Annotated in this window: 14 protein-coding genes and 1 riboswitch; of the genes, 1 reads left to right on the top strand and 13 read right to left on the bottom strand. The window is 70.9% G+C overall.

Annotated features, from left to right (window positions below; all coding sequences use genetic code 11):
* Window positions 1–82: 82 nt before the first annotated feature.
* The 4 genes from glmS to rplM all read right to left on the bottom strand — a co-directional run bounded on the left by glmS (window position 83) and on the right by rplM (window position 4,578).
* Window positions 83–1,930 (bottom strand): glutamine--fructose-6-phosphate transaminase (isomerizing), encoded by a 1,848-nt coding sequence (gene glmS / locus IW245_RS31240; protein ID WP_197006705.1) that lies wholly within the window; start codon window positions 1,928–1,930, stop codon window positions 83–85.
* A 276-nt stretch (window positions 1,931–2,206) separates the two neighbouring features.
* A complete protein-coding gene (gene glmM, locus IW245_RS31235) occupies window positions 2,207–3,547 on the bottom strand; it encodes a phosphoglucosamine mutase (RefSeq protein WP_197006704.1) in 1,341 nt (446 codons plus the stop codon).
* A gap of 75 nt (window positions 3,548–3,622) precedes the next feature.
* Complete coding sequence (gene rpsI / locus IW245_RS31230) at window positions 3,623–4,120, bottom strand: 30S ribosomal protein S9 (protein WP_197006703.1); 498 nt, start codon at window positions 4,118–4,120, stop codon at window positions 3,623–3,625.
* Window positions 4,121–4,134: 14 nt separating this feature from the next.
* On the bottom strand, window positions 4,135–4,578 hold the full coding sequence (gene rplM, locus IW245_RS31225; protein ID WP_197006702.1) for a 50S ribosomal protein L13: 444 nt from the start codon (window positions 4,576–4,578) through the stop codon (window positions 4,135–4,137).
* A gap of 393 nt (window positions 4,579–4,971) precedes the next feature.
* Between rplM and IW245_RS31220 the strand changes: the two genes are divergently transcribed.
* Window positions 4,972–5,115, top strand: a complete 144-nt coding sequence (locus tag IW245_RS31220; protein WP_197006701.1) for a hypothetical protein — start codon at window positions 4,972–4,974, stop codon at window positions 5,113–5,115.
* A gap of 71 nt (window positions 5,116–5,186) precedes the next feature.
* Here IW245_RS31220 and IW245_RS31215 read toward each other — a convergent pair whose 3' ends face one another.
* The 9 genes from IW245_RS31215 to IW245_RS31175 all read right to left on the bottom strand — a co-directional run bounded on the left by IW245_RS31215 (window position 5,187) and on the right by IW245_RS31175 (window position 12,088).
* Window positions 5,187–5,426, bottom strand: a complete 240-nt coding sequence (locus tag IW245_RS31215; RefSeq protein ID WP_197006700.1) for a DUF397 domain-containing protein — start codon at window positions 5,424–5,426, stop codon at window positions 5,187–5,189.
* Between the two features lie 8 nt (window positions 5,427–5,434).
* Entirely contained in the window at window positions 5,435–7,045 is a 1,611-nt protein-coding gene (gene thiC / locus IW245_RS31210; RefSeq protein WP_197006699.1) for a phosphomethylpyrimidine synthase ThiC, read from the bottom strand.
* 1 nt (window position 7,046) lies between these two features.
* Window positions 7,047–7,820 (bottom strand): bifunctional hydroxymethylpyrimidine kinase/phosphomethylpyrimidine kinase, encoded by a 774-nt coding sequence (gene thiD / locus IW245_RS31205; protein WP_197006698.1) that lies wholly within the window; start codon window positions 7,818–7,820, stop codon window positions 7,047–7,049.
* Complete coding sequence (locus tag IW245_RS31200; RefSeq protein WP_197006697.1) at window positions 7,817–8,356, bottom strand: thiamine phosphate synthase; 540 nt, start codon at window positions 8,354–8,356, stop codon at window positions 7,817–7,819. The genes thiD and IW245_RS31200 overlap by 4 nt, the downstream gene beginning before the upstream one ends.
* Window positions 8,357–8,464: 108 nt before the next feature.
* Window positions 8,465–9,232 (bottom strand): thiazole synthase, encoded by a 768-nt coding sequence (locus IW245_RS31195; protein ID WP_197006696.1) that lies wholly within the window; start codon window positions 9,230–9,232, stop codon window positions 8,465–8,467.
* Complete coding sequence (thiS, locus tag IW245_RS31190; protein WP_197006695.1) at window positions 9,225–9,407, bottom strand: sulfur carrier protein ThiS; 183 nt, start codon at window positions 9,405–9,407, stop codon at window positions 9,225–9,227. The genes IW245_RS31195 and thiS overlap by 8 nt, the downstream gene beginning before the upstream one ends.
* Window positions 9,404–10,432: an FAD-dependent oxidoreductase gene (locus IW245_RS31185; protein ID WP_197006694.1), complete on the bottom strand. Its 1,029-nt coding sequence runs from the start codon at window positions 10,430–10,432 to the stop codon at window positions 9,404–9,406. Before IW245_RS31185 ends, thiS begins: the two co-directional genes overlap by 4 nt.
* Window positions 10,429–11,037: a thiamine phosphate synthase gene (gene thiE / locus IW245_RS31180; protein ID WP_197006693.1), complete on the bottom strand. Its 609-nt coding sequence runs from the start codon at window positions 11,035–11,037 to the stop codon at window positions 10,429–10,431. Before thiE ends, IW245_RS31185 begins: the two co-directional genes overlap by 4 nt.
* Window positions 11,032–11,141: riboswitch (TPP riboswitch) on the bottom strand. Its footprint overlaps the gene before it by 6 nt.
* A 77-nt stretch (window positions 11,142–11,218) precedes the next feature.
* Window positions 11,219–12,088: a hypothetical protein gene (locus tag IW245_RS31175; RefSeq protein ID WP_197006692.1), complete on the bottom strand. Its 870-nt coding sequence runs from the start codon at window positions 12,086–12,088 to the stop codon at window positions 11,219–11,221.
* Between the last annotated feature and the right edge of the window lie 93 nt (window positions 12,089–12,181).

Genomic DNA, 12,181 nt, shown 5'->3' with positions numbered 1-12,181 from the left:
CTTGACCTGCCGACCGAACGCCCGGGCCGCACACGACGGGGCCCCGCACACGTCACGCGTGCGGGGCCCCGATCAGCGCGTGCTACTCGACGGTGACCGACTTGGCCAGGTTCCGGGGCTGGTCGACGTCGTGCCCCCGGGTGGCGGCGATCTCGGCGGCGAGGACCTGCATCGGCACCGCGGTCATCAGTGGCGCGAGCAGGGTCGGCGTGGCCGGCACGTAGATCAGGTCGTCGGCGAACTGGGCGACGTCGAGGTCCCCCTCCTCCGCGATGACGATCGTCCGCGCGCCGCGGGCGCGGACCTCCTGGATGTTCGACACGATCTTGTCGCGGAGGATGCTCCGGCCGCGGGGCGACGGCACGACGCAGATCACCGGGGTGCCCTCGTCGATCAGGGCGATCGGGCCGTGCTTGAGTTCGCCGGCCGCGAAGCCCTCGGCGTGGATGTACGCGAGCTCCTTCAGCTTCAGCGCGCCCTCCAGCGCCACCGGGTAGCCCACGTGCCGGCCGATGAACAGCACGGTCGGCGCGGCGGACAGGTCCCGGGCGAGCTGGCGGACCGGGGTCATCTCGCTGAGCAGCCGCGCGACCTTGTCGGGGGTGGCCTGCAGCTCGGCGAGCACGGCCCCGACCTCGTCGGCGTACTTGACCCCGCGGACCTGGGCCAGGTGCAGCCCGACCAGGTAGCACGCGGCGAGCTGGGTGAGGAACGCCTTGGTGGACGCGACGGCCACCTCGGGCCCGCCCCGGGTGTAGAGCACGGCGTCGGACTCGCGCGGGATGGTCGACCCATTTGTGTTGCAGATGGCCAGCACCCGGGCCTTCTGGCCCTTCGCGTGCCGCAGCGCCATGATCGTGTCCATGGTCTCGCCGGACTGGGAGATCACGATCACCAGCGTGGACCGGTCGAGGACGGGGTCGCGGTACCGGAACTCGCTGGCCAGCTCCACCTCGCACGGAATCCGGGTCCAGTGCTCGATCGCGTACTTCGCGACCAGCCCCGTGTTGAACGACGTCCCGCAGGCCACGATGAAGATCTTGTCCACGTCGCGCAGGTCCTGGTCGGTGAGCCGGACCTCGTCGAGCATGATCTCGCCCGAGTCGGTCAGCCGGCCCCGGAGCGTGTCGGCGAGCGCGTGCGGCTGCTCGTCGATCTCCTTGAGCATGAACCAGTCGTAGCCGCCCTTCTCGGCGGCGCTGGCGTCCCAGTCGACGTGGAAGTCGGTGCCCGTGGAGGCCGCACCGTCGAAGTCGGTGATCTCGATCGAGTCGGCCGTGATCGTGACGACCTGGTCCTGGCCCAGCTCGACGGCGTCGCGGGTGTGCTCGATGAACGCCGACACGTCGGAAGCCAGGAAGTTCTCCCCGACGCCCCGGCCGACGACGAGCGGCGAGTTGCGCCGGGCCCCGACGACGACGCCGGGCTCCTCGGCCCGCACCGCGAGCAGCGTGAACGCGCCCTCCAGCCGGGCGACGACGGTCCGCATCGCGTGGGTCAGGTCCGTGGCGCCATCGGCCAGCGCGGCCTGGAGCAGGTGCGCGACGACCTCGGAGTCGGTGTCGGAGGCGAACTCGATCCCGGCGGCGGTCAGCTCGGCGCGCAGGTGGGCGAAGTTCTCGATGATGCCGTTGTGGATGACGGCGACCCGGGCGTCGGTCGACAGGTGCGGGTGCGCGTTGCGGTCGGTGGGCCCGCCGTGGGTGGCCCAGCGGGTGTGCCCGATGCCGGTGGAGCCGGTCAGCTCGACCTCGCCGAGCTCCTTCTCCAGGTTGGCCAGCTTGCCGGCCTTCTTGACGGACCGGAGGACGTCGCCCTCGATGATCGCGACGCCGGCGGAGTCATAACCCCGGTACTCCAGCCGTCGCAGGCCGTCCACCACGATACCCAGGGCCGAACGGCCCCCTACATAACCGACGATGCCACACATGCCCGGAAGCCTAGCCGAGTTTCAAGCAAAATGCATGCTCGAATGGTGCACCTTTGCGCAGAGCATGTGATTGAAATGGAGCCACTCCGGCCACCTCCGCGCCCGAGGATCATCAGATATCCCCATCATTCATCTGCTCATTCGCTAAGGCGGCTGAAACCGTCTGGCGAGACAAAACAGACGCCGCTCCCGGAAGGAGCGACGTCTGAAGGACTATGCGGTTACGAGTGGCACCTGCCCCGGCACCGGCCGGTTCTCGGAGCCCCCGACAGCGGGTCAGACCGGGCTGGACGTCCGCACCAGGGCGGCGATCCGCTCGGCGACCTCGCCGGCCACCTCGGCGCTGGGCGCCTCGACCATGACCCGGACCAGCTGCTCGGTACCCGACGGGCGCAGCAGCACCCGGCCGGACTCGCCCAGCTCGCCCTCCGCCACCGCCACGGCGGCCAGCACGTCCGCGTGCACGGCGGCGGCGGCCCGGTCGGCCACCGGCACGTTGATCAGGACCTGCGGCAGCGGCGTCACGACCGAGGCCAGGTCGGCCAGCGTCCGGCCCGTCGAGGCCATCCTGGCCAGCACCTGCAGCAGGGTCAGCGACCCGTCACCCGTCGTCGCGTACTCCGGCACGATCACGTGTCCGCTCTGCTCGCCGCCGAGGGACAGTCCGCTGTTGCGCAGCTCCTCCAGCACGTACCGGTCGCCGACCTTGGTCTCCAGCAGCGTGATGCCGTGCTCGCGCATCGCGATCCGCAGCCCGAGGTTGCTCATCACTGTCGCGACCAGGGTGTCCTTGACCAGGGTGCCGGCGTCGCGCATCGACAGCGCCATGATCGCCATCAGCTGGTCGCCGTCGACCACGGTGCCGTCCGCGTCCACGGCCAGGCAGCGGTCGGCGTCGCCGTCGAGGCCGACCCCGGCGTGCGCGCCGTGCTCCAGGACGGCGGCCTGCAGGTCCGCCAGGTGCGTCGACCCGCAGTCCTCGTTGATGTTCAGCCCGTCGGGTTCGCCGTGGATGACGATCACCTCGGCACCGGCCCGCCGGTACGCCTCCGGGGCCACCTCGAACGCCGCCCCGTTCGCGCAGTCGATGACGACCTTGAGGCCCTCCAACGACACGGGCACGGACCCGGCCAGGTGCGTGATGTACGCCTCGGCCCCGTCGAGCAGGTCGTGCACCCGCCCCACGTTCGCACCCGTAGGCCGGACCCAGTCCTCCTCGAGGTGCGCCTCGATGGCGTCTTCGAGCTCGTCGGCGAGCTTGTGGCCGCCGGCGGCGAAGAACTTGATCCCGTTGTCCGGCATCGGGTTGTGCGAGGCGGAGATCATCACGCCCAGGTCCGCACGGGTCTGGCCCACCAGGAACGCCACGGCCGGGGTCGGCAGCACGCCGACCCGCACCACGGTCGCACCGGCGCTGGTCAGGCCGGCCACGACGGCGGCCTCCAGCATCTCCCCGCTCGCCCGGGGGTCACGGCCGACGATCGCCACCGGCGGATGGGTCCGGTCCCGTTGGCTCAGGATGTGCGCGGCGGACGCGCCCAGCCGCAGAGCCAGGTCGGGCGTGAGGCTGGCATTGGCCAGACCGCGAACCCCGTCGGTGCCGAACAGCCGTCCCATAGACATCTCCCCTGGTACACAAATGCCACGGCCGGGCAACCTTGGAAAAGGCGGCCCGGCCGTGGTGAGAAAGATTTAGCGCTTCGAGTACTGCGGAGCCTTACGGGCCTTCTTCAGACCGTACTTCTTCGACTCGGTGACGCGGGCGTCACGGGTCAGGAAGCCGGCCTTCTTCAGGGCCGGACGGTCGTCGGGCTCGACCTCGATCAGGGCCCGGGCGATGCCGAGACGCAGCGCGCCGGCCTGACCGGTGATGCCGCCGCCCTTGAGGTTGGCGATCACGTCGAAGCTCTCGAGACGCTCGGTGATCACCAGCGGCTCCTTGACGAGCTGCTGGGAGACCTTGCTCGGGAAGTACTCCTCCAGAGCGCGGCCGTTGCAGGTCACCTTGCCGGTGCCCGGCACCAGGCGGACGCGGACGATCGCCTGCTTGCGGCGGCCCACGGTCTGCACCGGGCGGTCGCCACGCGGGGCGGCCTTCGGCACGGACACGACGGCCTCGGCCACAACGGCCTCAGCGACAACGGCTTCCGGGACAACCGCTTCGAGCACGGTGTCGACGCTCTCGGTCATGCTGCTTCCTTCGGTCACTGCGCGATCTGCTTAATCTCGAAAGGCACGGGCTGCTGCGAGGCGTGCGGGTGCACGTCGCCCGCGTAGACCTTGAGCTTCTTGATCTGCTTCGCACCGAGCTTGTTGTGCGGGAGCATGCCCTTGACGGCGAGCTCGACGGCCCGGTCGGGGCGCTTCGTCAGCAGCTCCTCGTAGGAGGTCTTGCGCAGACCGCCCGGGTAACCCGAGTGGCGGTAGGCGACCTTGGTCGCCCGCTTGTTGCCCGTCAGGGCAACCTTGCCTGCGTTGATGACGATCACGAAGTCGCCGGTGTCGACGTGCGGCGCGAAAGTCGGCTTGTGCTTGCCGCGCAGCAGAGTGGCGGCGTGGGTCGCCAAACGGCCAAGCACGACGTCAGCTGCATCGATGATGTGCCACTGACGCTCGATCTCACCCGGCTTCGGGCTGTACGTACGCACAGGTCTACCTTGTCTCGTCGTGGGTCTAGGGCCTGGGTACCGCTGGCCCGGCGTGAGACCCGGCGGCGGCGCATAGGCGACAAGCGTACCCGTGGGGGTCCGCCTTGCAACTGTCGCACAACAGTCGCTGATGATATCGGGCGGGCTCCGCATTGGTCAAAACGAGCCGCCGCACCCGGAGTTTCCGAACGCGCCATGGGGGCCGCGCACGGCTGCCAGTATGACGTATCGAGGAGCACCCGTGCGCGCCGATGGGAGCGGATTCACAGGACCCTCGCATAAATTAACCCGATTTGACCGTAAGGGTGACCTGCGACTCAACCGCTCGCACCCTCCCCCGGAAAGCCCCCGCCCGACTACTCTGGAACACGGCGGCAGCGATCAGGAGGCATCGTGGAGAAGCTGGCGGTCGCGCTACGTGACGAAGACCAGGAGATCCGGCTCGACTTCCTCACCCGGGTGTGGTTGCACACGGTCGAGGGTCGTAGCCGCGAAGAGGCACTAGACATGGTCCTGGATCAGGACTCCCAGGACTGAACGACGCGAAGGAATGCCCCACCCCCTCGGTGGGGCATTCCTTTTTTCCCGCCTGTCGCCCTGCGGGGCGACTACTGCTCGTCGTCGATCTCGATGTCGAACTCGCCGTCCTGCACCCCGCCGATGAACGCGTCCCATTCCGCCGGCGTGAAGACCAAGATCGGCCCGTTCTCCTCCGCCATGTCGCGCATGCCGATCAGGTCGTCCACGAAGGCGACCCCGATCCGGCCGGGCGACCCGTCCGGATTCTCGGCGCGCTGCCAGACCGCACGGGTCTCGTCAAACTGCCCCTTCAGGGGATGTTCCACCATGTGAGCTCCTAGCTCGCCACCACCGGCAGGTAGACCTTTCCGCCGCTGTTGACGAACTCTACCGACTTGTCCGCCATGCCTTTCGCCGCGTATTCCTTCAGTTCCGCGCTGATCTTCATGGAGCAGAACTTCGGGCCGCACATGGAGCAGAAGTGCGCCGTCTTGGCCCCGGTGGCCGGCAGCGTCTCGTCGTGGAACGCCCGGGCGGTGTCCGGGTCCAGGGACAGGTTGAACTGGTCCTCCCAGCGGAACTCGAACCGGGCCTTGGACAGCGCGTCGTCCCAGTCCTGTGCGCCCTTGTGCCCCTTGGCGAGGTCGGCGGCGTGCGCGGCGATCTTGTACGCGATCACGCCTGCCTTCACGTCGTCGCGGTTCGGCAGGCCCAGGTGCTCCTTGGGCGTGACGTAGCACAGCATCGCCGTGCCCATGCTGCCGATGATCGCCGCGCCGATCGCGGAGGTGATGTGGTCGTAGCCGGGCGCGACGTCGGTGGTCAGGGGGCCGAGGGTGTAGAAGGGGGCGTCCATGCACCACTCCTTCTGCAGGTCCATGTTCTCCTTGATCTTGTGCATCGGGACGTGCCCGGGGCCCTCGATCATGACCTGGACGTCGTACTCCCACGCGATCTTGGTGAGCTCGCCCAGGGTCTTCAGCTCGGCGAACTGGGCCTCGTCGTTGGCGTCCGCGATCGAGCCGGGGCGCAGGCCGTCGCCCAGGGAGAACGCGATGTCGTACTGGGCGAAGATCTCGCACAGCTCCCGGTAGCGGGTGTAGAGGAAGTTCTCCCGGTGCCCGGCCAGACACCACGCTGCCATGATCGAACCGCCGCGGGACACGATGCCGGTCACCCGGTCGGCCGCCAGCGGCACGTGGGCGAGCAGCACCCCGGCGTGCACCGTCATGTAGTCGACGCCCTGCTCGGCCTGCTCGATGATCGTGTCGCGGTACAGCTCCCAGGTCAGGCCCAGCGGGTCGCCGTTGCACTTCTCCAGGGCCTGGTAGATCGGCACGGTGCCGATCGGCACCGCCGAGTTGCGCACGATCGCCTCGCGGGTGGCATGGATGTGCTTGCCCGTGGACAGGTCCATCACGGTGTCGCCGCCCCACTTGGTGGCCCAGGTGAGCTTGTCCACCTCCTCGGCGATCGAGGAGGACACGGCCGAGGTGCCGATGTTCGCGTTGATCTTCACCAGGAACGCCGACCCGATGATCATCGGCTCACTCTCGGCGTGGTTCACGTTGTTCGGGATGATCGCCCGGCCGGCCGCGATCTCGTCCCGGACGAACTCCGGCGTGACGCCCTCGCGGATCGCCACGAACTCCATCTCCGGCGTGACCGTGCCCTGGCGCGCGTAGTAGAGCTGGGTCGGGCGCTTGCCGTCCTTGGCCTTGCGGACCGTCTGGCCGACCGTGGCGGTGCCCTCGGCGGGCACCTCCTCGACGTCGCCCCGCTCCATGATCCAGTGCGCCCGGAGCTGCGGCAGGCCGACCTCCGGGTCCGAGCCGGGGCCCGAGGTGTCGTACAGCCGGACCGGCGGGTCGTCGTTGGTCAGGTGCACCTCGGCGAACGGCACCTGGATGTCGGGACGAGAACCCTCCACATAGACCTTGCGACGCATATCAGATTTCCTTCCAGGAGAGGGGACCGTGTCCCGAGCCCAGCCGCCAGTCGGCCGAGCCGGCGAGGGCACGGGTGACGTAGGTCTTCGCTGCCCGCAACGCGGCCGGCAACGAGGACCCGAGTGCGAGATGCGCGGTCACCGCGGCCGCGAAGGTGCAGCCCGTGCCGTGGTTGTTGGGGGTACTGACCCTGGCCCCCCGCAGATACGACAGCTCCCCGCCGTGCCAGACCACGTCCACGGCGTCCCCGGCGAGGTGCCCGCCCTTGACGACGACGCAGCGCGGGCCGAGCGCGGCGAGTTCGTGGGCCGCGGCGGCCATGTCCTCGACGGTGGCGACGTCGCGGTCGAGGAGTTCGCGGGTCTCCGGCAGGTTCGGGGTGACGACCAGCGCCCGGGCGAACAGCTCCCGGTACGCGTCGGCGGCACCCGTGAACAGGGGCTTCCCGGTGGACGCCACCATCACCGGGTCGACGACCAGGTTGGGCAGGTCCCGGGTCGCCAGGTACGCGATCACCTCCGGGCTCGCCAGCATCCCGGTCTTCACCGCCACCGGGGGCAGGTCGGACAGGACCGCGTCGAGCTGGAGAGCGAGGAAGTGCAGGGGGGTGGCGTGCACGCCGAGTACCCCCGAGGTGTTCTGTGCAGTCAAGGCGGTGACGACCGACGTGCCGAAGACCTTGTGCGCGGCGAACGTCTTCAGGTCGGCCTGGATGCCCGCGCCGCCGCCGGAGTCGGAGCCTGCGATGGTCAGCGCGATCGGCGGCTGCTTCACCGGTGGCCACCCTGGGGCACCGGGCCGGGCTCGACCGGCCCCGAGGCCGGCGGGGTGCCGACCGCGGTGAGCAGGTTTCGCACGGCCCGCGCCGGGTCGCTCGACCGCGACACCGCGCCCAGGACGGCGACCCCGTACGCACCGGCGGCCACGCACTCGGCGGCGCGCGCCGGCCCGTCCACGCCGCCGAGGGCGTAGACCGGACGGCCGGCGCGGCCGAGCACGTCCACGCCCAGCGGCGGGCCGTAGCCGGGCTTGGTCGCGGTCTCGAAGATCGGGGACAGGCTGACGAACTCCGCGTCGGCGGCCGTCGGCAGCTCGTCGAGGCCGTGGCAGCGCCAGAGCATGTCCCGGCGGCCGTGCACCGGGGTGGCTGCCGGCCCGAGGGTGAGCACCCGACCGCCGAACTCCTCCACCCGCCAGTCGAACTCCAGGTCGAAGAAGGTCCCGGCGAGCAGCGTCGCGCCGGCGCCGATCACGACGCGGGCGAGCTCCAGGTCGGGGGTCTCCAGGACGACGATCAGCCGGTCACTCATCGGACGCCTCCATCAACAGGTGGGCTCGGGTCGCGGGCCGGGAGCCCGGGTGGCACGTGCGCGAAGAAGCGGTCGCGCGCCGCGAGCCCGGCACGTGGTGCCGCCGGCTCACCACGACGGGAGCCCTTCCGGGCTGGTGGACGCGGTCGCGTAGTCCCTGCGCGGGATCCGCCCGGCACCGGCCGCCAACCGGCCGGCGAGCACCGCGTGCCGCATCGCCGCTGCCATCCGGGTCGGGTCCGCCGCCCGGGTGACGGCGCTGGCCAGCAGCACGGCGTCGCAGCCCAGCTCCATGGCCAGGGCCGCGTCCGAGGCGGTGCCGATCCCGGCGTCGAGGATGACGGGTACGGACACCAGCTCCCGGATCAGCGCGAGGTTGTAGGGGTTGCGGATCCCGGCCCCCGACCCGATCGGCGCGCCGGCCGGCATCACGGCCGCGCACCCGACGTCGACGAGCCGCCGCGCGAGCACCGGATCATCCGTCGTGTACGGCAGCACCACGAACCCGTCCTCCACCAGCCTCGCCGCCGCGGCCACCAGCTCGACGGCGTCGGGCAGCAGGGTCCGGTCGTCCCCGATCACCTCGAGCTTCACCCAGTGCGTCTCGAACGCCTCCCTGGCGAGGTGGGCGAGCTTGACGGCCTCGGTGGCGGTGTAACAGCCGGCGGTGTTCGGCAGGATCCGCACCCCGGTCCCGTCGAGCATCTCCAGCAGGCCGCCGGGGGCGTCGGGGTCGAGGCGGCGGAGGGCGACGGTGACCATCGAGGTCCCGGAGGCCTCGACGGCCTCCCGCAACGCCGTCAGGCTGGCCGCGCCGCCGGTGCCGAGGATCAGCCGGGAGGAGAGCGTCTCGCCGGCGATGGTGAACTCATCCACCCTGCACCGCCGTGAGCAGCTCGACCACGTCGCCGTCGGCCAGCGCCGTCGACGTCCACGTGCTGCGGGGCACCACGGTCCCGTTGACCGCGACGGCGACCCCGCGCCGGTCCCCGGTGAGCGCCGAGACCGTCCCCTCGAACTCCGTCTCCACGCCGTTGACGACTATCTTCACGAGAACCTCCCTGGGGCGAAGGGCGCGAGGTCGACGCTGGGCTCCCGGTCGAGGAGCAGCGACGTGACCACCTCTGCGGTGATGGGGGCGAGCAGGACGCCGTGCCGGTAGTGGCCGGTCGACACGATCGTGCGGGGGTCGAGCCGGCCGATCAGCGGGGCGTTGTCCGGGGTACCGGGCCGCAGCCCCGCCCGCGCCTCCACCAGCTCGTAGTCGGCCAGTTCCGGCAGGACCTCGATCGCGGTGTCCAGCAGGTCGCGGACCCCCTCGGCCGTGACCCGGGTGGAGAAGCCGCGCTCGGCGGTGGTGGCGCCCACGACGACCTCCCCGTCCTTTCGCGGCACAATATAGACATATTTCCCGTCAATGTAGCCGCGGACCACGTGCCGGATCGACGGCTCGCCCCGCAGGCGCAGCACCTCGCCGTGCACGGGCCGCACGGGCAACCCGACCACCGCCCCGCCGCCGGGCAGCCCGATGGCCGAACCGCGCGGCTGACCGGTCCAGGCGCCGGTCGCGACGACCGTGACGTCCACCTTCCCGGGCGGCGTCGCACTCACGGGCACCCGTTCGCGCAGCGCGGCCAGCACCCGCCGGGGGTCCACCTGATGGTCGCCGGGCGTCAGCAGGCCACCCCGCAGCCGGGGCGTCAACGCCGGCTCCAGCGCGCGGGGGTCGACCTTTTCCGCAGGCAGCCGCCAGTCGGCGTACAACTGGAAGAGTCGGGCGAGTTCCCGCAGGTCATCGCCTGTCCGGCCCACGAGCAGCGTGCCGTCGTCGCGGTAGCCGACCTCGCCGAGCCCCGCGGCGAACTCCGGCCACCGGGCTGCGCTGGCGAGCGACAGCCGGAGCAGGTCGGCCTCGCCGAAGTACGCCTCGGCGACCGGGGCGAGCATGCCGGCCGCGACGTTCGAGGCACCCCGGGCGGGGTTGTCGTCGTGGACGGTGACATCGAGCCCGGCCGACAGGGCGCGCCACGCGATCGACAGCCCGATGATCCCGGCCCCCTGGACCGCGACCCTCATGACAGGGCCTTCAGCAGCGCCTTCGTCGCCACGCCGGGATCGTCGGCGGAGTTGACCGCGCCCACCACCGCGACACCGTAGGCCCCGGCCTCCAACAGCTCGGGGACCCGTTCGAGGGTCACGCCGCCGATCGCGATGGCCGGCAGGCCCACGTGCGCGGCCAACTCCAGCCCGGCGGGGCCGATCGGGTCGGGCAGACCGTCCTTCGTGGACGTGTGGTAGCAGGGCCCCACTCCCACGTAGTCGGCCCCGTCGACCAGGGCCGCACGCGCCCCGGCGGCGTCCCGGGACGTGGCCCCGATGATCGCCGAGGAGCCGAGCAGCCGGCGCGCGACGGAAACCGGCAGGTCGAACGCGCCGAGGTGGACGCCGTCGGCCTGCACGGCCAGCGCGATGTCCACCCGGTCGTTGATCAGGCAGGTCGCGCCGTAGACCCGGCACAGCGCGCGGACCTCCGCGGCGAAGTCGAGGAAGTCGCGGTCGTGCACGCCGTCTTCCACCCGTACCTGGAAAAGGGGTGCACCCGCGGCCAACGCCGCCCGCGCGACGGCGACGGCGTCGCGCCCGGGGCGGGCGTCGGTGAGGACATGGAGGCGACCGAGCATGGTGAATCTCCTCCCTGCGCCGGCATGATCCGGATCAGGTTCTACGGTCGGCGGCTCACATCCGCCCTCTCAGCCCGGTCTACCGGACTCCCGTGGGTTCTCTTGCCGCACACGTTAGCGCACCTCACGCGCAGAGGGAAGCACCGCGTAACTGATGCCTCACTGCACGGCTACGTCCCGTTCACCACGGTTCGGGCAGCCCGCGATGGAAGGCGAGCACCCGGTCCCGGAGTTCCGTCGCCCGCCGGTCGTGGAGCCAGCGCGCGCCGCCCAGCGCCTGCCGGAGACGCAGGAGCGGCTCGGCCTCCGCGATCGCGAGCGGCGCCCGGTCGGCGGCGTCGGGGAAGGCCCAGGCGCGCGCCTCGACGCATCGCAGCCCGGCGGCCGCGGTTCCTACCGGGCTGCGCGCCAGGGCAGCGTCGATCGGTACGACCACCTGGTCGGGGCCGCCGGTCCAGTAGGCCATCAGCGCCAGGTTCCCCCGAGCCCACGAACGCAGTGCCGGGTGGTCGATCAGGTCCGCGTAGGAACAGGCGGCCCTGACCTGGGCGACCGCGGGATCCCACGCCGCCATGTCGAACGACGCCGACGACATGAGCCCACAGAGTTGACCGGCGACGAGATACAGGTCCGACAACTGGGCCGGCCGGTGCGTACGTTCTAGAAGTGTGTAAGCGGAGTCGCGGGCACGACGCGCCTCTTCGAGAAAGTACAGCGGCGGAATCTCCACATAGCCGTAGGCCAGTCGGCGCACCTCCGCACGGAGGTGTTCGATGCTCCAGTCGTCCACCCGGGCCCAGGTCCGGCCGGCGTGGGCCGCGGATTCCCCGGCCGCCTCGTGCACCGCGGTGCGCGGCGGCACCGGACCGGTCGGCGACACCGGGACAGGCGGCCCGACGAGCGACGCGAAGGGCTGTTTCCACAGCGAGGCGGCCACGCGGCGCGCTCCAGGCCGGGCGTTGCCGGTCCGTCCGGACATCCACCGCTGGAGCTGGCGGACCGAGAGGGTCGTCTCCTGGCCCAGCATCCGCGCCTCGCTGCGGAACCGCACGCACCATTCCTCGAGCGTGTTCTCGCTTCGACGAATCAGATATTCGAGTCGAGTCCGGTCCACCGCCCCGCCTTCCGTAGCCGCCGCATCGGA

The organism is Longispora fulva (assembly GCF_015751905.1).
Lineage (GTDB): Bacteria > Actinomycetota > Actinomycetes > Mycobacteriales > Micromonosporaceae > Longispora > Longispora fulva.
The sequence above is the reverse complement of the archived record's forward strand: the minus strand, read 5'-3'. Positions and strand labels throughout refer to the sequence as shown.

Excerpts from the sequence above, each read along its gene's own strand:
- glmS (WP_197006705.1), bottom strand. The coding sequence starts at position 1,930 with ATGTGTGGCATCGTCGGTTATGTAGGGGGCCGTTCGGCCCTGGGTATC.
- glmM (WP_197006704.1), bottom strand. The coding sequence starts at position 3,547 with ATGGGACGGCTGTTCGGCACCGACGGGGTTCGCGGTCTGGCCAATGCC.
- rpsI (WP_197006703.1), bottom strand. The coding sequence starts at position 4,120 with ATGACCGAGAGCGTCGACACCGTGCTCGAAGCGGTTGTCCCGGAAGCC.
- IW245_RS31215 (WP_197006700.1), bottom strand. The coding sequence starts at position 5,426 with ATGGTGGAACATCCCCTGAAGGGGCAGTTTGACGAGACCCGTGCGGTC.
- thiC (WP_197006699.1), bottom strand. The coding sequence starts at position 7,045 with ATGCGTCGCAAGGTCTATGTGGAGGGTTCTCGTCCCGACATCCAGGTG.
- IW245_RS31200 (WP_197006697.1), bottom strand. The coding sequence starts at position 8,356 with ATGAGTGACCGGCTGATCGTCGTCCTGGAGACCCCCGACCTGGAGCTC.
- IW245_RS31185 (WP_197006694.1), bottom strand. The coding sequence starts at position 10,432 with ATGAGGGTCGCGGTCCAGGGGGCCGGGATCATCGGGCTGTCGATCGCG.
- thiE (WP_197006693.1), bottom strand. The coding sequence starts at position 11,037 with ATGCTCGGTCGCCTCCATGTCCTCACCGACGCCCGCCCCGGGCGCGAC.